This is a genomic window from Spirosoma sp. SC4-14, assembly GCF_037201965.1.
In the GTDB taxonomy this organism is placed as follows: Bacteria; Bacteroidota; Bacteroidia; order Cytophagales; family Spirosomataceae; genus Spirosoma.
Genome location: NZ_CP147518.1, coordinates 4,081,289 through 4,100,383 on the forward strand (window position 1 = coordinate 4,081,289; position 19,095 = coordinate 4,100,383).

General features: G+C 49.8%; 16 protein-coding genes. 4 read left to right on the forward strand and 12 right to left on the reverse strand.

Features of this window, described 5'->3' with window-relative positions; all coding sequences use genetic code 11:
- Nucleotides 1-55 precede the first annotated feature (55 nt).
- From WBJ53_RS16735 to WBJ53_RS16750, 4 genes are all read right to left on the reverse strand, one after another.
- A complete protein-coding gene (locus tag WBJ53_RS16735) occupies nt 56-832 on the reverse strand; it encodes a MerR family transcriptional regulator (protein WP_338868138.1) in 777 nt (258 codons plus the stop codon).
- Nucleotides 833-1,038: 206 nt separating this feature from the next.
- The gene (locus WBJ53_RS16740) at nt 1,039-1,227 is read right to left on the reverse strand and encodes a hypothetical protein (protein ID WP_338868140.1); all 189 of its coding nucleotides are present in this window, start codon (nt 1,225-1,227) and stop codon (nt 1,039-1,041) included.
- A 147-nt stretch (nt 1,228-1,374) separates the two neighbouring features.
- Nucleotides 1,375-1,914: a hypothetical protein gene (locus WBJ53_RS16745; RefSeq protein WP_338868141.1), complete on the reverse strand. Its 540-nt coding sequence runs from the start codon at nt 1,912-1,914 to the stop codon at nt 1,375-1,377.
- Between the two features lie 514 nt (nt 1,915-2,428).
- Complete coding sequence (locus WBJ53_RS16750) at nt 2,429-3,235, reverse strand: DUF1080 domain-containing protein (protein WP_338868142.1); 807 nt, start codon at nt 3,233-3,235, stop codon at nt 2,429-2,431.
- A gap of 119 nt (nt 3,236-3,354) precedes the next feature.
- On the opposite strand from WBJ53_RS16750, the gene WBJ53_RS16755 reads away from it, so the two are divergent.
- Together WBJ53_RS16755 and WBJ53_RS16760 are read left to right on the forward strand one after the other, a co-directional pair.
- A complete protein-coding gene (locus WBJ53_RS16755) occupies nt 3,355-5,256 on the forward strand; it encodes a family 16 glycoside hydrolase (RefSeq protein ID WP_338868144.1) in 1,902 nt (633 codons plus the stop codon).
- 70 nt (nt 5,257-5,326) lie between these two features.
- Nucleotides 5,327-7,327 (forward strand): c-type cytochrome, encoded by a 2,001-nt coding sequence (locus tag WBJ53_RS16760; protein WP_338868146.1) that lies wholly within the window; start codon nt 5,327-5,329, stop codon nt 7,325-7,327.
- 68 nt (nt 7,328-7,395) lie between these two features.
- On the opposite strand, the gene WBJ53_RS16765 is transcribed toward WBJ53_RS16760, so the two are convergent.
- Nucleotides 7,396-7,839, reverse strand: coding sequence for a TonB family protein (locus WBJ53_RS16765; RefSeq protein ID WP_338868147.1), 444 nt, complete (start codon nt 7,837-7,839; stop codon nt 7,396-7,398).
- A gap of 284 nt (nt 7,840-8,123) precedes the next feature.
- On the opposite strand from WBJ53_RS16765, the gene WBJ53_RS16770 reads away from it, so the two are divergent.
- Nucleotides 8,124-11,348, forward strand: a complete 3,225-nt coding sequence (locus tag WBJ53_RS16770) for a SusC/RagA family TonB-linked outer membrane protein (protein WP_338868149.1) — start codon at nt 8,124-8,126, stop codon at nt 11,346-11,348.
- A 97-nt stretch (nt 11,349-11,445) separates the two neighbouring features.
- Nucleotides 11,446-12,978, forward strand: a complete 1,533-nt coding sequence (locus WBJ53_RS16775; RefSeq protein ID WP_338868151.1) for a SusD/RagB family nutrient-binding outer membrane lipoprotein — start codon at nt 11,446-11,448, stop codon at nt 12,976-12,978.
- An 80-nt stretch (nt 12,979-13,058) separates the two neighbouring features.
- Here the strand turns inward: WBJ53_RS16775 and WBJ53_RS16780 are convergent, their stop codons facing one another.
- The 7 genes from WBJ53_RS16780 to WBJ53_RS16810 all read right to left on the reverse strand — a co-directional run bounded on the left by WBJ53_RS16780 (nt 13,059) and on the right by WBJ53_RS16810 (nt 19,095).
- A complete protein-coding gene (locus WBJ53_RS16780; RefSeq protein ID WP_338868153.1) occupies nt 13,059-13,484 on the reverse strand; it encodes a hypothetical protein in 426 nt (141 codons plus the stop codon).
- Nucleotides 13,485-13,508: 24 nt separating this feature from the next.
- A complete protein-coding gene (locus tag WBJ53_RS16785; RefSeq protein WP_338868155.1) occupies nt 13,509-13,853 on the reverse strand; it encodes a hypothetical protein in 345 nt (114 codons plus the stop codon).
- 116 nt (nt 13,854-13,969) lie between these two features.
- A complete protein-coding gene (locus WBJ53_RS16790; protein WP_338868157.1) occupies nt 13,970-14,590 on the reverse strand; it encodes a sigma-70 family RNA polymerase sigma factor in 621 nt (206 codons plus the stop codon).
- A 191-nt stretch (nt 14,591-14,781) separates the two neighbouring features.
- Nucleotides 14,782-15,747, reverse strand: coding sequence for an L-histidine N(alpha)-methyltransferase (gene egtD / locus WBJ53_RS16795; RefSeq protein WP_338868159.1), 966 nt, complete (start codon nt 15,745-15,747; stop codon nt 14,782-14,784).
- Nucleotides 15,748-15,827: 80 nt separating this feature from the next.
- Complete coding sequence (egtB, locus tag WBJ53_RS16800) at nt 15,828-16,994, reverse strand: ergothioneine biosynthesis protein EgtB (protein ID WP_338868161.1); 1,167 nt, start codon at nt 16,992-16,994, stop codon at nt 15,828-15,830.
- A gap of 89 nt (nt 16,995-17,083) precedes the next feature.
- A complete protein-coding gene (locus WBJ53_RS16805; RefSeq protein WP_338868163.1) occupies nt 17,084-17,356 on the reverse strand; it encodes a UBP-type zinc finger domain-containing protein in 273 nt (90 codons plus the stop codon).
- Nucleotides 17,357-17,433: 77 nt separating this feature from the next.
- Nucleotides 17,434-19,095 carry an FAD-dependent oxidoreductase gene (locus tag WBJ53_RS16810; RefSeq protein WP_338868165.1) on the reverse strand — a complete coding sequence of 554 codons (1,662 nt, stop codon included), beginning with the start codon at nt 19,093-19,095 and terminating at the stop codon, nt 17,434-17,436.

Sequence of the window (19,095 nt, forward strand, 5' to 3'; positions counted from 1 at the left end):
GCTCCTGCGGTTTATAATCAGCAAGAAGATACCAGCCGAAAGAATTCCGGCTTACCTATCTTTTCAACTGTGTTTCGACAAAATATATCATTGCCTTACTCATAAAGGAGGCAAATTCGAGATTTTCCTGACCATTCTGGCTGGTATATCGCAGGTCGGTTACGTATAGTTGTGCTAACCCTTTGTAAGCTCCGAGTTGGTTTCCTTTACCTACCGACGGCCCCCAAAAAGCCTGAATATTGGCAAAATGGCGAACAATTTCCGTCTGAACCTGCTCCGACTCAGGTGGCAAATTCATCAACGAAAGCAGTTGTCGGGTAATGTCCTGCTGGGCGGCTTTGAGCTGTCCAAAATCAGCTTTACTCAACTGGCGCAGCCTGTGCTCACTTTCATCTACGACCTCAGCACCATAATTCTCTACGGCCTCACGTCGATAGGCTTCGGCTTTGCCGTTCGGAAAACCTTCATACAATTCTTCGTCTGTCAACATAGTTTTTTCTCCTTTCAATTTAGACATGGTTTTGTCAATCGTAGTTAACAGCGCAGCAAGTCGATCCCGCCGGGCTTCCAGAGCCCGTTTATGGTGTTGCATTGCCTGAAGAACATCGAAATCGGGAGCCTCCAGAATCCGACGGATTTCATCCAGTGAAAAATCCAGTTCCTTATAAAACAGGATTTGCTGCAATCGGATCAATTCCTGGTCGCCATATAATCGGTACCTGGCCTCGGTACGAACAGATGGCTTGAGGAGCCCCAACCGGTCATAATAATGCAGTGTGCGCACACTGATTCCAGCCAGTTTGGCAAGCTTATGAACTGAATACAAGTTCATTGAATTTGCTACGTTTGATTGACGAAGCAAAGCTACACTATGACGTAAGGGGAGAGTCAAGAAAAATTTTCACTTTTTTTCTGAAACGTTTATGCAAGGGCTGTTACCTGATTTCAACAGTATCTGCACCTTGTTGTTAAAGTAATTAACGACAAAGCCCGGTATATCGCTTACCGGGCTTTGTCGTTGAATAAGCTGCCTGCTATTCATGAAGAGATGGGTTGATCGACCTGCGGGAGGTGTCGTATAAATCGACCGACTAAATGGCCAGATGGATCATAGGCCGCCTGATAGATAAATCGTTTTGAGCAGAAAAAATCACCGCCTATGGACCGCACCTGTACTGGTTTTCCATCAACCAGAATACGGATAGGAAATTTTCGTTGAGCTGGCATACTACTGAAATCCTTTATGTACAATATACACAATGATTCCAACAACGACAGGGTATAAATCGTGCCTGACTTCCCCCAATAATCAACTGCCAGCGTCGATTTTCTTTTTATAAAGCAAACGAAAGGGAGAATCATTACAATCATTTTTTATCGGTATTGCGCCGGTGGCAAAATTTCACCCGAGATAATTGCATTGTCCAGATCAGCGCAGTATGTTGTTCCGCCCAGCGCCAGGGCCGCACACATCTTAAAAATGTATCGTCGCTGACCACTTTGCGACAAACTTCCAACTACAGCCTGTTTTCCGCCATTTGTTGTTCCCATATACTTATAAAAAGCCTGACCATTGACATATTCGGTCGTTGATTCGGTCGGAATTTCATAAATGAAGGCAAACCGTTGAGCGGGCCCACTGGCTTTGCCTACCAGCAGCGTATCGCCTTCATGAATAACCCAGCCTTTAATAGGTGTCTGGTATCCGGCCTTAAGGCGTGTAGGGCTCACCATCGCACTATTCGCTTCGCCCGGCGTTACGGGATCAGACTGGGCCTGACTCGCAAAACCAACCAGCACCGCTGAGAGCATCAGCAACGCAGTAACCAGTTTTCTAGTGAAGTGTGAGCTATCCGTAAGTCTTTCCGGGCATACACCAGGCATTAGCTGTAGGCTCAAAACGTCTCTCTGCATAATTATTTGTCTATCAAAAATTGACTGGCCGATTCAAAAGAGATTCTCCGGATGTTAATTCTATTGATTGTTTATCCACCTTAATGATATAAATCATTAGGTTTCTAAACATATTCTATGCCAAAAAGTACAGCAGTACGTTAACGGGCATAAATATTCTGTTATATGGGCTGTGTTTTTCTGGATTTATAAGCAACGGCAGGCCATAAGAGCTTTTCTGCTAAAAGAGCCAGTTGACGATTGCCAGGGTATAAAGCAGGGTAATGATCAGGACGAGTAGCCAGGCAATAATTTTAATGGGGTCGTAGGGAGCTTTGGATGGTTTCTTTTGGGCAGGCATATAGTCTTTATCGCCGTTTTTCTCTCCTCCTTATTTTCAGATTTGAAGCCGCTCCTGCCAGAAAAGCAGCATGTCGACTCCCCATAAAACACTAAAAGTACAAACAGAGCGCCAATAAACAGCTCTATTTGTACTTTAGCAAGAATACCTGAAAGACTTCAGGCCAATGAGTTCTTACAGATCACGAACCCAGATGTTGCGAAAACCTACCGGATTGCCGTGGTCCTGCAGCAGAATTGGGCCGGCACCGTGTGCCTGCACTTTCGGATATCCAATGTATTCGGTTGTGCCCCGGATGGCGGCATGGTTCTGAACCAGCACACCGTTGAGGAATACCGTTACATACGCATAGTCGATCATCATACCGTTTTTATCGAAACGGGGAGCCTGATAAACGACATCGTAGGTTTGCCATTCGCCGGGTTTACGACTTGGGTTAACCAACGGAATAGCCTGTTTGTAAATCGAACCAACCATGCCATTCACGTAGGTGGGGTTGTTGTAGTTATCCAGCACCTGCAACTCATAGCGACCCTGTAAAAACACGCCACTGTTACCCCGGCCCTGGCCATTGCCTTCTACTTTTTCGGGCGTTTTAAACTCAAGGTGAAGCTGAAAATCGGTAAACTCTTTTTTCGAGCGGGCTGAGAAGCCTTTCGTAGAATACATCACACCATCCTGAACCGGCCATTTCAGCGGTCCTTCGTTGGTTTTTTCCCAGTCGGCAGGCGAATATCCTTTAATGGCCACCCACTCGTCGGTGTTTTTGCCATCGAATAAGATAACCGCATCAGATGGCGCTGTGGTGCCACTGGTAGCAGCCGAATTGGTTCCTGGAGTGATAACCGGCGGAACGGGTTCCCAGATTTCTGTCGATTCCGGGGTTTTCTTGGGGGTTTGGTTTTGAGCTGTGGCCGAATAGGTTAGGGCTAAGCCAACGATACCAACGCAGAACGCGAGCGATAACGGAGCATTTTTCATGGAAATGTAAACGGGTTAATGAATTGGCAAGTAAACCCCCAAAGATAGGGTAAATGCCGAATCTCATCCGTTTGTGGTGAAAAAATGGTAAATTTCGGGTCCAAAATTTCAAATCCTACATGTCAAAACCAACTATTACAGCACGCTTTCGCTGGCTGTTGGGCATCGGCTGGATCGTTGGCGCTGGGTTCTCAATAGCCCAACCCGCCCCTGCCCCTGGTACTCCTGTTTTACTCAATGATCTGAGCGCGTTTCAATCAGCCACTCCCAACTGGCAAATTGTTGGTAATGTCCGCGCCGAACTTGGCAAACCTAACGCAATTACTACCGAAAAAGGAACTGGTGTGCTGGCCAATGTGCCGCTCGCCAAAATGCCCGAAGATCCCAAAAATCCCTCGAAGTACAATCTCTTCACAACTTTCCAGCACGGCGATCTCGATCTTGAACTCGACTATATGATTGCCCCAAAATCGAACTCGGGCCTATTTCTACAGGGTCGTTATGAAATCCAGTTGTTCGATAGCTGGGATAATACGGGCTGGGACCTCCACAGTCCTCGTGTTGTCGACAATGGCTCTATCTACGAACGCTGGGATTCGAAACGCCCCGAAGGTCAGAACGGCTACGACGGTCACCCGGCCCGTCAGAATGCCAGTCGGGCACCGGGTCTGTGGCAACATCTGAAAATCTCGTTTCAGGCTCCCCGCTTCAATGCCAACGGTCAAAAAACCGCCAATGCCCGAATGCTACGGGTTGAGCTGAACGGGGTTGTTATTCATGAAGATGTCGAACTTACGGGTCCAACCCGCGCGGCTGGTTTCGACGACGAAAAAGCGATGGGCCCACTCATGCTCCAGGGCGATCATGGCCCCGTAGCGTTCCGAAATATTCGCTATACTTCTTACGATAAACCCCGGCCCGAGCTGGTCAGCCTCAAGTATACCATTTACAAAGGCAAATACGAAAAAGAGCCGGAATATGATAAAATAGCACCCGAATCGGAAGGCACCAGCCCTTTGTTAACTGCTATGGTCAGCCGTATCTCCAACGAATTTCTGATTCGCTATACGGGTACCCTGCAAGTCAACGAACCTGGCGAGTACACGTTCAATTTAGGAGTTCCGGGTGGTAGCGGAATGCTCAAAATCAACAATCAGTCGGTTATTGCCCCTACCGACCGTAGCAGCAAAGGAAAAATTACGCTGCCTAAAGGCAACCTTCCACTCGAATTGTTTTATTCCAAACATGTAGGCTGGTTCCAGCCAGCTCTTTCTCTTACCGTTGCCGGACCCGGTATCCGTGAGTTTCTGATCAGCGATCCTACGGGCATCAATGTCGACGATGTCGATCCGATTCTGGTCGATGCATCGACCAATACCATTCTGCGGAGCTTTATGGACCTGCCCGGCGATAAAAACACGCAGGGCAAGCGGGTGCGCGTTACACATGCCATTTCGGTCGGCAGTCCCGAACAGATCCATTATACATACGATCTCGATAAAGGCGCTCTGGTACAGGTATGGCGTGGCCAGTTTCTGGATGCTACGCCGATGTGGCACGACCGGGGCGATGGTTCTTCCCGCCCGATGGGTATGGTGCAGCGCCTGGGTACGCCTGTGCTGTTTCTGGCTAAGCTAGCGTCTCCGCAGGGCAACTGGCCAACCGACACAACAGGTTCAGAATATCGTCCGAAAGGATATATGCTGGATGGCAGCGACCGCCCAACATTTCGCTACCAGAGCTTTGGCAGCCCCGTAGAAGACCAGATTCGGGTGCTGGAAGCTGGTCAGGGTATCAAACGCGAAGTAACTGTAACGAATCCAGCCAGTAACCTATATGCCCGAATTGCCAGCGGTAATGCCATTAGCTCCCTGGAAAACGGGATGTATATGGTCGATGGACAGGAATACGTCCGAATCGACGATGCTGGCGGTGCTAAACCCATTATTCGTGATGCGGGAGACCAGAAAGAATTACTTGTGCCTGTTAAGGGAAAACTGACCTATTCGATCCTGTTTTAATTGGTTTTATGGTATTCAGTAGATGCATCTACCAACTAAACATCTACGCTCGAATACATGGCCTTGCCTTATGAAAAAACTATTTGTAACCCTCCTGGCAGCAGCCAGTCTGACAGCTTCTCTGGCGCAGGAGTCACCAAAAGAGGAAGACTTCTTCAAAATTCTGAAAGTAACGGCTCCCGAGGGCACCTTGCTCGAAGTGGGTGGCCTTACAACATTGCCCAATGGGAGCCTGGGGGTAGCTACCCGCCGGGGCGACATCTGGATTGTTGAAAATCCAACCAGTCGTAAACCGTTTTTCCGCAAGTTTGCCTCTGGTTTGCACGAGATTCTGGGGCTTGCTTATAAAGATGGTGCACTCTATTGCGCTCAGCGTGGCGAACTAACCAAACTGGTCGATACCAACAAAGACGGGAAGGCTGATTTGTTCGAAACGATTTACGCATGGCCTTTGTCGGGACACTATCATGAATACAGCTTTGGTCCAAAAATTGCCCCTGATGGTTCGTTTTTCGTGACCGGTAATGTGGCCTTTGGTGATGAAGAATGGTGGCGGGGCGAAAGCCGGGTGCCCTGGCGCGGCTGGACCATGAATATCACCGAAAATGGCACCATGCAGCCCTGGGCAACCGGTATGCGCTCGCCATGCGGCCTGGGTATTTACGATGGTGAATTGTTTTATGCCGATAACCAGGGCGACTGGATGGGATCGGGCGGTATTGTGCATGTCAAAAAAGGAGCGTTTGTGGGGCATCCGGCTGGTTTGCGCTGGAGTAGTATGCCAAACTCGCCCGTTAAACTCACCGCGGAGCAGTTTAATGCCAAAATCGATGAACGCCGTCGTCGGGACGAAAATGGCCGGGCCATAAAACCCGAAAATATTGCCAACGAAACCCCAACATTACTCTATACCATGAAAGATCAGTTCCCGAACGCCGATTTTCAGACACCGGCCGTTTGGTTGCCGCATGGTATTCTGGGCATTTCCAATTCCGAAATCGTAGAAATTCCAGAAGGTGCATTTGGTCCATTTGCTGGTCAGTTGCTGGTGGGCGATCAGGGCATGAGCAAAATCTCAAGGGTATTCATGGAAAAAGTAAACGGCGAATACCAGGGTGGTGCCATTGAGTTTCGGAATGGCTTCCGCTCGGGCGTGTTACGGATGGCCTGGGGCAAAGATGGCTCCCTGTTTGTTGGCGAAACCAACCGGGGCTGGGGCTCGGCCGGCGAAGCCAACGAAGGGCTACAACGACTAGCCTGGAATGGTGCGATTCCGTTTGAAATGCGTACCGTAAAGGCTATGCCCGATGGCTTTGAGGTTGAATTCACGAAACCTGTCGATCGTAAATCGGCCGAAGATCTGGCATCGTACCGGGTCGAAAGCTTTTTGTATAAATATCACTCGGTATATGGTAGCCCAACAGTCAATAAGGAAGCGCTGCCAATCAAAGGCGTTAAAGTATCGACCGATGGGCTAAAAGCCCGAATCATCGTGGATAATCTGCGGAAATACTACATTCATCAGTTGACGCTCGAAGGCGTTCGGGGTCAGGAAGGATCGTATTCGCTGGTTCATCCGATTGCTTACTATACGCTCAACAACATTCCTGATGGGCAGAAACTGTCATTAAGCGAGGTTAGCACTAAAAATTCGGCAGTCGCTCCGGCCCCTGCTACACCACCGGCTGCTGAGAAAAAAGCCGCTCCTGCCAAAAAAGGAACCACAGGCGGCAAGGCAAAAATCATAGAAGGGCAGGCCGTTACGATGGCTAAAGCCCCAACGTATGAGGAAGTCAGAGGGCTGTTGACACGCCATACATGCGTAGCCTGCCATCAGACGGATAAGCGGCAGGTTGGCCCGGCCTTTGCCGATGTTGCCAGGCGCAACTACACCAACGATCAGATAGTTGAGCTGATCTATAATCCCAAGCCTAAAAACTGGCCGGATTATGCCACCGAAATGCCACCAATGGCCCAGGTTCCCAAAGCCGACGCGCTGAAAATAGCCGCCTGGATTAATTCGCTGGGTAGTTCGACGAAAAGTACCGCTACCGGCGAACCTAAGCCTTAATGCTCTTTTCATCATATAAAAACGCCCGACCTGGCCAGGTCGGGCGTTTTTTTGTTCTATACCGCTCTCTATTTATAAGCAACCACCACTAATTCATTTAACAGCGTCTGACCCGACGGCACGTCTAGTGGTTGACCTTCCTTAGGCTGCTCTGTTTTTCCATTCTGTCCCTCCAGCTCAAATATGATTGGAAGCACATACGCTCCGGCATAAGCCGGTTTTTGATCGGGCAGTTTACTCATCAATTGCTTAACAGCAACCGAAAACGCCGGATCAACAGCGTTTTCATTCAGGACATTGACATTGCCGATGTGGCCATTTGTTTCAACGCTGAAATTAACATACACTTTCGCTACTTTTCCGGCCTGTTGTGCCGACCTAGGATAACGAGCCATTTTCATCAAAGCCGTCATGAAGTCGGCCTCACTTTTTAAGTCCGCTGGAGTATTTTGTCCCAACAAAGTAATTGCTGTACCCAACGACAGCAGGAAGCAGAAAATCATTGTTTTCATAGCAAACGAACAGTTGCAGTTCAAGACTATTAAAGATTATACAAGCTTATTTTATACTACCTGATTTACAGAAATTTACATAAAAAACACTCTACCATAGATCATATTTATATATCAGATTACAAATAAACCCGACCGCTCCCTAAAAGGCCATAAAAAAATAAGGATAAATACTCATTTCCAATAGTAGATGCAAGATTAAGTGTACTTTAGACACTTTAGCAACTAATCAAGATTTATTTGCCTTATTTAAACAAATAACCGTCTATCAATTCCTACCCTCAATGAAAAAAAATCTACAAAAAAGAGGCTTTGCTCTTGGCATTTTGCTGTGGGCGCTATGCCTTCTTAATCAGGCAACCTGGGCGCAGGAGCGCCGGGTTACGGGTCGGGTTATTTCCGGCAAGGATCAGCAGGCAATTCCGGGTGTAAACATTTTGATCAAGAACTCCCAACAGGGAACGACAACTGACGCCGACGGGAATTTTTCGTTGACTGTACCGCCCAATTCAACCCTAGTGTTCAGTGCTATTGGGTTCACGGGTCGCGATGTTGCTGTGGGGAACCAAACGCAGCTAACGGTTACCCTTCAGGAAACCGAACAGAACCTAAACGAGGTGGTGGTGACGGCACTGGGTATCAAAAAAGAAGCCAAACGGCTCGGCTATGCTACCGCTACCGTATCGCCCGAACAGGTGGCTACGAACCGAACGGTCAACTTTATGAATGCGCTACAGGGCAAGATCGCCGGGGTCAATATTTCGAGCTTGGGCACGGGAGCTGCTGGCACCAGTAAAATCAGGATTCGGGGTCAATCATCGTTTTCGGGGCAAAACAGCCCGCTGATTGTTGTTAACGGTGTTCCGATCGATAATACCAACTTTGGCCAGAACAACGGCAACGCCGGTAGCGACAACTCCATTAGCAACCGCGACCGCAACTACTCCGACGGTGGCGATGGCTTGTCGTCGATCAATCCCGACGATATCGAAGGGATGACGGTGCTGAAAGGAGGTACGGCCGCGGCCCTGTATGGTTCACGCGCTAAAGATGGTGCTATTCTGATTACGACAAAAACCCGTGGCACCGGCCAGGGCATTGGCGTTACCTATAATACAAACTTCACCACCGACCACCCACTCGATTATACGGACTTTCAGTACGAATACGGGCAGGGCGAATATGGTGTTCGGCCAACGTCGGCTAACCCCACATCGGGCGTATGGAGCTTTGGCGAAAAATTTCAGCCCGGCATGACGCAGGTATTGTTCGGTGGCGTTACGGTACCATACGAGCCAGTTCGCAACCGCATCAACAAATTCTATCGGAATGGCTCAACCTGGACCAATTCGATTTCTGTCTCGTCGGGCACCGAAAAGGGCGGGTTCAACCTCTCCGTGTCGAACACCGACAATAAAGGCATCACGCCTAATAACACGTTTAATCGGAAAACGATCAATCTGGGTTTTAGCTATAACCTATCGTCCAAGCTGACCGTAACGGGCACAATGAACTACTCGAATGAGTACAACAAAAACCCGCCCCAGATTGCCCAACAGGACAACAGTACACCAACGGTTATTTACACCCTGGCGAATTCGATGCCGCTCGATGTACTGGAGGCCAATCAGATCAATCCGGCAACGGGTAATGAGTTTGTGTATTCCCGGTTCATGAACCGCACCAATCCGTACTTTACGCTAAATTACAAGTTCGAAAACATCCGGCGCGACCGCCTGTTTGGTAACGTTGCCGCCCGGTATAACTTCACCGACTGGCTTTATTTTCAGGTACGGGCTGGTCAGGACTACTGGTCGCGCGATCAGGACTATAACTTCCCTACTGGCCAGGCATCGCTGGCAGCCGCTCCGGCGGGTTTTGTCAATGGAGCTTATGTGCAGGAAGTTCGTCGGTTCCGGGAAATCAACACCGACTTCCTGATCGGGGCTAATCGTAAATTCGGTGCCATTGGGGTCGACCTTACACTGGGGGGCAACCAGCTCTACCGCCGAAGCGATCTGAACTCTGTGCAGGTTACCGATTTCATTGTTCGGGGACTGTATGTTCCGCAGAATGGCCGGGTAAAAGATCCAACCTATGGTTTGAGCGAGCGTCGGGTCAATTCGCTATATGGCGCTGCAGAGCTATCGTATAAGGATGTTTTATTCCTGAACGGAACCGTTCGTAACGACTGGTTCTCGACACTGGCAGCGGCCAATCGAAGCATTCTATATCCGTCCATAACCGGCAGCTTTGTGTTCTCGCAAGCGTTCAACAACCTACCCGAATGGCTCAACTTCGGTAAACTGCGAGCGGCCTATGCGCAGGTTGGTAGCGATGGCGACGTAGCGCCCTACTCTAACAACCTGTTCTATTCCGTTGGAGCCAACCTGTTCCCCAATCCGGCTGGCCAGGGGCAACCCGTAGGCAACATTACCTCCAGCACCGTTCCCAGCAATACGCTACGCCCCAGCCGGGTAGCCGAAACCGAATTGGGGCTGGAGTTGAAACTGTTTAACAACCGCGTTGGGTTAGATCTGGCTTATTATAACAAGGTGACCAGCGATCAGATTGTGTCGGTGCAGGTTTCTGATGCCTCGGGCTACACAAGTTCTCTGATCAACAGCGGACAAAGCCGTAACCGGGGTATTGAAGTATTGCTGAACCTGGCCCCGATTCGAACAAAAGATTTCTCCTGGGATGTTACCCTAAACGGTTCGTATAACAAAACCAAACTGTTGCGGCTGCTGACCGACGACGACGGCACTCCTGAAAAAGACTATAATAAAGATGGACGAGCCGAACAGATTGTGGTTGGCACCGGTATCTACGTCGGTGAACTCCGGCAGGTGGTTGGTCAGGAATTGGGTCAATTGTATACCTATGGCTATGCACGAGATGCCCAGGGACGTATTATCCATGGTAGTGATGGTATTCCCAACCGTACGGCAACGCCAATTTCGCTAGGGTCTGCCCTTCCTAAATACATTGGTGGCATTACCAACACGTTCAATTACAAAGGCGTCAATCTGTCGGTTCTTATCGATTTCAAGTTGGGCGGCAAAATGATTTCGGGAACAAACCTGAACGTATACCGACATGGACTGCATAAAGAAACGCTGGTCGGGCGCGGTGATCCCGATAACAAAATGGTGGGAGTAGGTGTCAACGACAAAGGTGAAACCAACGCTGTTCGTGCTTTTGTGCAGGACTATTACTCCGTTGGCCGGTCGAAGAGTCTGGGCGAGCAGGTTATCTACGATGCAGGTTTCTGGAAACTCCGTCAGATCAGCCTGGGTTACGACTTCACCAGATTCCTACCCAAATCACTCTTTATCAAGGGGATTCGCCTGAGTGCCGTAGCCAACAACGTTGCTATCCTGAAAAAGTGGGTACCCAACATTGATCCTGAACAGTTCGGTTTCAGCTCCGACAATCTGGTTGGACTCGAGTCGACAGGTTTGCCCACCACCCGCAGTATTGGCTTCAACCTGAATGTTCGGTTTTAGACATGTTTTTGGTTGCGCTGCCTGACAACGATATAAGCAGACAAGCGGAGCAACCGTAAACAAGAACTAAAACCCATAAACTCCAAAAGTTTTGACCATGAAAAAGACAAGCATCTATATAACTCTGATTGCCTTACTGGCTGGCGCGAGCAGTTGCGACAAGGGCTTTGATGACCTCAACACCAACCCAACGGCGGCTACTGCCTTAAACCCTGTTTTTACATTTAACAATGCGATTGTCAATACTTCGTTTCCGGGAAGTATGCTGATTTTTGAAGAGCCAATCGTTCAGCAAATGTTTTCTCCCAACTCAGGAATTATATCCGGGGGCAATTTTAATATCGACAACAGGGGGTCGTCGGGTGCAAACGCACAACTCTGGCAGCGGTACTTCCGCGATAATATCCGGTATCTGGTCGATATTATTGCCAAAACGAAAACCGATGCCAACCGGAGTAATCTCTACAACATGGCCCGCATCTGGAAAGCGCTGGCATCGATGACCTTAACCGATTCGTATGGCGATATTCCCTATTCTGAAGCCGGGTTGGGTTACCTTTCGGGCAATGTCAGCCCTAAGTATGACACGCAGGAAAGCATCTATACCGATATTTTGAAAGAACTTTCGGAAGCAACGGCCGCTCTGGACGCCAGCAAACCGACCGAAGCGGGCGAAATCATGTTCGGTGGCGACATTACGAAGTGGAAACGCCTGGGCTATTCGGTAATGCTGAGGGCTGGTATGCGGCTCTCGAAAGTCAATCCAACGCTGGCCCAATCGACGGTTCAGAAAGCGGTGGCGGGGGGTGTGATGCAATCAAACGCCGATAACTCCGCTGTTCGGAACAACGCCAATTACCAGAATCCGGTGGGCACAACGCTCAACTCAACCGAAGCGGCTAATTTTTATCTGACCAAAACGTTTGTCGATTACCTCAAATCAACCTCCGACCCTCGGCTGGCATCGATTGCGGTTCGGTACGTTGGTGCAAAAAGTGGGCCGGAGCAAACAGCCGCCAAAGCCAACCGCGACCCGTCGGTTCAGATCGGTATGCCGCTGGGATACGATAACGGTACCATTCCGGCACGGGCGACGACGGATGGGCTGGCCAGTTTTTACGATTATTCGCAACTGGACCGGACCCGCATGGGCGCTTTCACGGCACCCTGTTTTCTGGTAACATATGCCCAAACCCAGCTCCTGCTGGCCGAAGCGGCCCAACGCGGCTGGACAACCGGCAATGCGGCAGATTTTTATAATGCTGGTGTAACGGCCCACATGAAGCAACTGGGCGATTATGATGCAACATCGCTGGTTTCGGATGCCAATATTGCCGCTTATTTGCAGAAAAACCCGTATGACCCGGCTCGCGGCCTCGAACTAATCAACACCCAGTATTGGGTAGCTTCGTTCCTCAATGGCCCCGAAGCCTTCGCCAATTTCCGCCGAAGCGGCTACCCTACCCTCACACCAAACCCGTATCCGGGTAAAGAGATAAAAGGTAATTTTATAAACCGACTCAGTTATCCCGATTCCGAAATTTCGGTGAATCAAACCAAAGTCAATGAAGCTATCTCCCGGCAGGGGCCCGATAATCTGGACACCCGCGTGTGGTGGGATAAACAGTAGTGATTAGAAACGGGTCATTCGTCATTGGTAAATTCCTTAATAATGAATGACCCGTTTCTACTATTTCACCTAGCGGTTGATTAGTATTCCGATTTATCAGCATCGTCAGCTTTGGGCTCATCTCGTCGCCCCCGCCCCCACTGGCGGCAACGGTCGCGCCATTGCTGCCGCATCTGTTGCCGCTGCTCGGGCGTCATCTGCGACCAGCGTTCGGCCATTTTCTGCTTCCACTCATAACGAGCCGAACCAAATCGTCCACGACTTCCGGAGCCATATCGCTGGCCACCAAATCCACGGGAGCCAAACCCACGGCCACCAAATCCGCCAAACAGAATACGGCTCAGCAATAATAAGCCCAGTGCCTGGACCCAACTGATTGCCGATACCCCCAGAATTGACGGTAAGAGGGCATTCCAAAGGGCCATCACTATCCAGCCAACCAGGCTAAGGAAGAGTATTGCGAAGCCAAGGAAGCGTATTCCGTGGCGAAACCTGAATCGTTTCATTGTCGGTTAATCTAAACTAGTTACTTATTGCCGATCGGCATCAGAATCCTGCGGAGCAGGTCTTAACCGACCGTGTTGCTGATGGTCTTTATCGACGCGGTTTTGATGGTCGTGCCAATATGGCCTACCATAGCCGTAGTGATTAAAATGGCCGTATCCACGGGGGCCGTATCCACGGGGGCCAAAGCCACCAAAACCAACTAGCAGCCGCGCTAGCAAAAACACACCTAATGCCTGCACAAACCGCAGACGAGGACCGTTGAAGAGCGCTGGAATCAGCCAGTTCCAGAGCCGCATTACTACATAAGTAGCTAACAAAAATAAGCCAATCCCAACGATGGCAAAGCCAATTATTTTTAAAATCATCATGGTTAACAGGAGTTTGGGAATGATTGAATGACGGTCCGCCGTGCGGTTGAATGACGGCCCGCCGTTGCGATTTAAAACACATGAACTCTACCTTACCAATTCAATCATTCAACAATTTAATCATTTAATAGCTCGTCGTAAAAATCCTGAAGCCGCTCACGCAGGTGTAGAACCGCGTATCGCTTGCGCGACAGTAACGTATTGACCGACACGCCCCATTCGTCGGCCATTTCTTTAAAGCTCCGCCCTTCCAGTTCATGCTGTACAAATACATCGCGCTGATCGGCAGGGAGTTCGGCAAGGGCATCGGTTAGGGCATCCATAAACGATTCACGAAAAAACTCGCTTTCCGGCCCCGAATCGTCGGCTACGGCCAGCCATTCGCCCAGGATGGGCGCATCGTCGTCATCGTCTCCATTCGGCGAATTGATGGAAATGGTTCGTGCTCCAGTTGGCTGACTTTTGCGGTACCAGTCGCTGATTTTATTGCGCGCTACCGAAAACAGCCACGACGCCACCCGCTCGATCGGTTTTGCCAGACGGTAGGCCTCTGTCAGTTCAACAAACACATCCTGCAACACATCTTCGGCCTCGTCGGGGTCGGGCAACCGACGACGGATAAACGCCAGCAACCGGCCCCGTTCTTTACGAACCGTCTCGCCAAGTTGATTGGCAGTGGGCTTTTCGGTGGATGATGTAGCGTCGATAGCCAGCGTATTTCCGGGTATGGTAATCACTTTCTAATTTCCTTTACAGAAAGGTAGTCGGAATTAGAAAGAAAATATTTTATGAGAAGTGCAAAAACGCCCGGATAAGGGATGAACGGAGAAGCTACTAGACGAATGGCGATTAGTCATTTGGCATTGGCTTATTTGTCATTAGCCTTTAGTCCAATGGCTAATTAGTCAATGCCAAATGACTACATTTCTTAGTTTCGGGTAAATACAACGTCGGCAAAATACCCTTTAGAGTCCATGAACCAGCCGTTGAGGGTAAAGCCAGCCTGGGTAGCTAATTGTTCTATTTGTGACCGGGTAAATTTGCGGGAAATTTCGGTATGAATAATTTCTCCCTCCTGAAACGACACAATCAGGTCTAAGGCCCCAATGCTGACTACCTGCTGTTTTTGACTAACCAGATACGAACGAGCTTCGCCCGTTTCGGGACTGTAGGTTTCGTAATGATCAAAAGCATCCAGATTGAAATTAGCATCCAGCTCCCGATTGATTCGTCGGAGCAGGTTCAGGTTAAATGCTTTGGTTAATCCTTGCTGATCATTATAAGCCGCATGAATGACGGCCGGGTGTTTCTGCAAATCAAACCCTGTCAGCACCAGATCGCCGGGCAAGAGTCGATCGTGAAGTTGCCGGTAAAAATCGAGGGCTTCGTCGGGAGTAAAATTACCGATGTTCGAACCCAGAAACAGCACAATCCGGCGGCTCTTGGCATTGGCCGATAACTGCTGAAGCGAATTAAAATAGTCGTCGTGTTGTGGTTTTAGCTGCAAGTGAGGCCATTGCTCCGATACATCGGCAATCAGGCCGTCGAGCGCATCGGCCGAAATATCGATCGGGGCATAGGCAAAGTCAACCCGTTGATCGACAAAGAAGCCCAGCAGAATTTTGGTTTTCAGGCCATCGCCCGCTCCCAGTTCAACCAGGTCGAAAGAGCGATGCTCCGACTGAGTAAACATTCGCAGTAAATTGGCCTTATAGGTCTCCAGGATTTCGAATTCCGACCGAGTCAGATAATACTCCGGCGAGTGCATTATCTCCTGGAAAATCCGGCTTCCTTCGGCATCATAAAAAAAACGCGACGATAATCGTTTGGGCATTTTTGCCAGTCCAGCCTGCACTTCCTGCGCCAGGGGCGACGGGCTCGAAACGTGGAGCATCGAGCTGGGGGTTGGGGGTAATTTCGCGGGCTTATCTCCCAGGCCCTCAGCCCCACGCCCTAATCCCTCTGCCCTTTGCACTACACACTCATCGCTAGTCGTATTCCCGTAAATTGCCATCGTTTGTCAGGTTGAAAAAAATTGCGATACGTTAGGCGCGAATGCCCGTCGGGCGTAGCAACCGACGCGCCCCGCAGCACCATCTGACCGCTCATGAATTTGCCATTGTATTCGCCAACGGCCCCTTCGGCGGTTATAAAACCCGGATAAGGCAGGTAAGCCGAATTGGTCCATTCCCACCGTTGCCCCCAGTTACACTGGCTGGCCGCAGCTTCCCACTCAAACTCGGTGGGCAGGCGCTGCCCTCTCCAGCGGGCATAGGCATCGGCTTCGTAGTGGCTGATGTGGCAAACCGGTTCGTCGGCCGCAACAGGCTGGAGACCATCAAAGGTGTAGTGCCACCACTGTCCATCGATCTGATGCCAGTAGAGTGGAGCCTGAATCTGGTTCGCCTTCACCCACGCCCAGCCATCGGACAGCCAGTGCCTGAACTGCCGATAACCGCCCGCATCTATAAACGCCATATAGTCGCCATTGGTTACCAGGTTGCCTGCCAACAGGGTATCGTTCAGATAGACGTTGTGTGGGTTTAGCTCATTATCGAAGCAGAATCCGGTTCCGGCATATCCGATGGGATATACCCCTTCGTTGATACGGATGTTTTCCCGCCCTGCTATATGCTCATGTACGTGAAGAGGTATTTCAATAGCCGGAAACAAGGGATTGTGCCCTAAAATATATTTGATGTCGGTAATGAGCAGTTCCTGATGCTGCTGCTCGTGATTCAGCCCCAGTTGTATCAACGCCAATAGCTCGGAAGAAATGTCGGACGTATCCAGAAAACGGCCCATTTGCTCGTCGACATAAGCGCGATATGCGTAAATGGCCGCCACGGTCGGTCGGCTCAGATTGCCCCGGTCAGTGCGCAAAACGCGCTTGCCTACCGATTCGTAATAGCTGTTAAAAACAAAGCTAAAATCATCGTGAAAGATGCGGTAGCCGGGGAGGTTTGGCACCAGTATAAATGTTTCCCAGAACCAGGTCGTATGCCCCAGGTGCCACTTTGGAGGGCTACTATCGACAATCGGTTGAACTACGTAATCTTCGGTTTCCAATCCCCGGCAAATTGCTTCGGAGTGAGTGCGGACACGTAGGTATTGTTCAGTAAGTGTCTGTTCTGCAATCATTCAGGTTTACAGTATTTGGTTTACGGCTTTTAGTCACAACAATCGGGGGATGGTTGCTTTATTTATAAACCAAATACGGGTTTCCTTGTTCAATATCCCACAATTTGTTCGTCGGCATAGCACCACAGCCACCGTTCGCCCGGTTCGCCCGAGGCCACTACGGGATGTCCGGTCCGATGAAAATGTTTGGTGGCATGTTTATTGGGCGACGAATCGCAGCAATGGGTTTTACCGCAGGTTTGGCAAGTGCGCAGGTGAACCCAGATACTACCCGTTTTTATACACTCCTCACAGACATATTCCTGTGGAGTAAGCACTTCGGTAAGCGCATTCAGATGCTCACAAATTGGTTGTTGTTCCATGTAAACAGGTTGAAAATTTGTTATTGGCCAATAGTCATTGGTGATTGTTCCTGTCCAAATGACTATTGACCAACAAATTAGTTTTCGGCCAGGTATTTATGAACGAAGCTAACAGCCATGGCACCTTCGCCCACGGCCGATGCGACCCGGTTCATAGCCCCCGACCGCACATCGCCAGCCGCAAAAATGCCGGGGCTACAGGTTTCGAGCAGATAGGGTTCCCGGTCATGCTTCCATACCTCCTTAAAATCGGTAAACTTGGTCAGGTCGCGTCCGGTAGCGATAAAGCCTTTGGAATCCTTGATAATATTCATTGAAATCCAGTCGGTGAGGGGTTTGGTACCGATAAAAATAAACAGACCAGCCGCTTTCACTGTCCGGCGCTCTCTGGTATTCATATCTTCGAGCGTGAGACATTCCATTCGCTCATTGCCCAGTGCTTCAACCACTTCGGTACAGCCCAATACGGTAATATTTGGCGTCCGGTCAATTTGATCGATCAGGTATTGCGACATGGTTTCGACTAAATCGGGCCGACGAACGCAAATGTATACCTCCGAAGCCATTCGCGAGAGGTACATGGCTCCCTGCCCTGCAGAGTTTCCACCACCAACAATATAAACAGGCTGATCTTTAAAGGCATAGGCTTCGGTAGTGGCTGCGCCATAGTAAACACCCGCACCGGTGAATTTGTCGAGACTAGGGTTTTCCAGTTTATGATACGACACGCCCGTACTTAACAGAATGGACCGCGTTACTACTTCGCTCCCATCCGACATGGCAATGTGTTTGTACTGCCCCTGCGATTTGATGGCTACCACCTCCTGGGGAGCCAGAAACTCAACACCAAACCGTTGTGCCTGACTGATGGCCCGCCGAGTCAGATCGGCACCACTCAATCCATTCGGGAAACCGAGGTAATTTTCGATCCGTGAACTGGTGCCAGCCTGTCCGCCAGGAGCCCGCTTATCGATCAGAATGGTTCGGAGCCCTTCCGATCCGCCATATACCGCAGCCGCCAAACCAGCCGGTCCGGCACCAACAATGGCCAGATCATATAAACTTTGTGACGCTTTGGGTTGTAAGCCCAGTTTTTCGCCCAATGTTGCAATTGTTGGCTGGGTCAGTACCGAGCCATCTTCGAGCACAATAACGGGCAAATTGCTACGGTCTACTCCGTGCAGGTTGAGCAGTTCCTGAGCCTGCGGGTCGCTTTCAATGTCGAGCCACTGGTAGGGAAACAGGTTACCCGCCATAAAATCCTTCAGTTTATGCGACTCAGGCGAAAATTGATATCCCACCAATTTTAGTCCTTCAAAAGCGGGTCGATAATCAGACATCCAATCGCCAAGCAGATCATCAAGCACCGGATACAGTTTTTCTTCCGGCGGGTCCCAGGGTTTGGCAATGTAGTAGTCCAGTTGCACTTCATTGATGGCCCGTACTGCCGCATCAATATCCGAATAGGCTGTTAACAACGCCCTTTTGGCATTAGGAAACACCTTGCGGGCCTGGGCCAGAAACTCCACCCCGGTCATTTCGGGCATTCGCTGATCCGACAGAAACAGGGCAATTTCTTCGCCTTTTTTTTTCAATTCGGTTAACGAATCGAGGGCTTCGTGTGCCGAACTGGTCGATAAAATCCGGTATTGTTTCCGGTATTGTTTTCGCAGGTCATACTGAATAGCCTGCAATACCTGCTGATCGTCGTCAACGGAAAAAATAATAGGAAGGCGCAT

What these genes read in the sequence shown, in the direction of transcription:
- WBJ53_RS16750 (WP_338868142.1), bottom strand. Translation starts at nt 3,235, where the DNA reads ATGAAAAATGCTCCGTTATCGCTCGCGTTCTGCGTTGGTATCGTTGGC.
- WBJ53_RS16745 (WP_338868141.1), bottom strand. Translation starts at nt 1,914, where the DNA reads ATGCAGAGAGACGTTTTGAGCCTACAGCTAATGCCTGGTGTATGCCCG.
- WBJ53_RS16760 (WP_338868146.1), top strand. Translation starts at nt 5,327, where the DNA reads ATGAAAAAACTATTTGTAACCCTCCTGGCAGCAGCCAGTCTGACAGCT.
- WBJ53_RS16805 (WP_338868163.1), bottom strand. Translation starts at nt 17,356, where the DNA reads ATGGAACAACAACCAATTTGTGAGCATCTGAATGCGCTTACCGAAGTG.
- WBJ53_RS16765 (WP_338868147.1), bottom strand. Translation starts at nt 7,839, where the DNA reads ATGAAAACAATGATTTTCTGCTTCCTGCTGTCGTTGGGTACAGCAATT.
- WBJ53_RS16755 (WP_338868144.1), top strand. Translation starts at nt 3,355, where the DNA reads ATGTCAAAACCAACTATTACAGCACGCTTTCGCTGGCTGTTGGGCATC.
- WBJ53_RS16810 (WP_338868165.1), bottom strand. Translation starts at nt 19,095, where the DNA reads ATGCGCCTTCCTATTATTTTTTCCGTTGACGACGATCAGCAGGTATTG.
- egtB (WP_338868161.1), bottom strand. Translation starts at nt 16,994, where the DNA reads ATGATTGCAGAACAGACACTTACTGAACAATACCTACGTGTCCGCACT.
- WBJ53_RS16785 (WP_338868155.1), bottom strand. Translation starts at nt 13,853, where the DNA reads ATGATGATTTTAAAAATAATTGGCTTTGCCATCGTTGGGATTGGCTTA.
- WBJ53_RS16780 (WP_338868153.1), bottom strand. Translation starts at nt 13,484, where the DNA reads ATGAAACGATTCAGGTTTCGCCACGGAATACGCTTCCTTGGCTTCGCA.
- WBJ53_RS16775 (WP_338868151.1), top strand. Translation starts at nt 11,446, where the DNA reads ATGAAAAAGACAAGCATCTATATAACTCTGATTGCCTTACTGGCTGGC.
- WBJ53_RS16740 (WP_338868140.1), bottom strand. Translation starts at nt 1,227, where the DNA reads ATGCCAGCTCAACGAAAATTTCCTATCCGTATTCTGGTTGATGGAAAA.
- WBJ53_RS16770 (WP_338868149.1), top strand. Translation starts at nt 8,124, where the DNA reads ATGAAAAAAAATCTACAAAAAAGAGGCTTTGCTCTTGGCATTTTGCTG.
- WBJ53_RS16735 (WP_338868138.1), bottom strand. Translation starts at nt 832, where the DNA reads ATGAACTTGTATTCAGTTCATAAGCTTGCCAAACTGGCTGGAATCAGT.
- egtD (WP_338868159.1), bottom strand. Translation starts at nt 15,747, where the DNA reads ATGCTCCACGTTTCGAGCCCGTCGCCCCTGGCGCAGGAAGTGCAGGCT.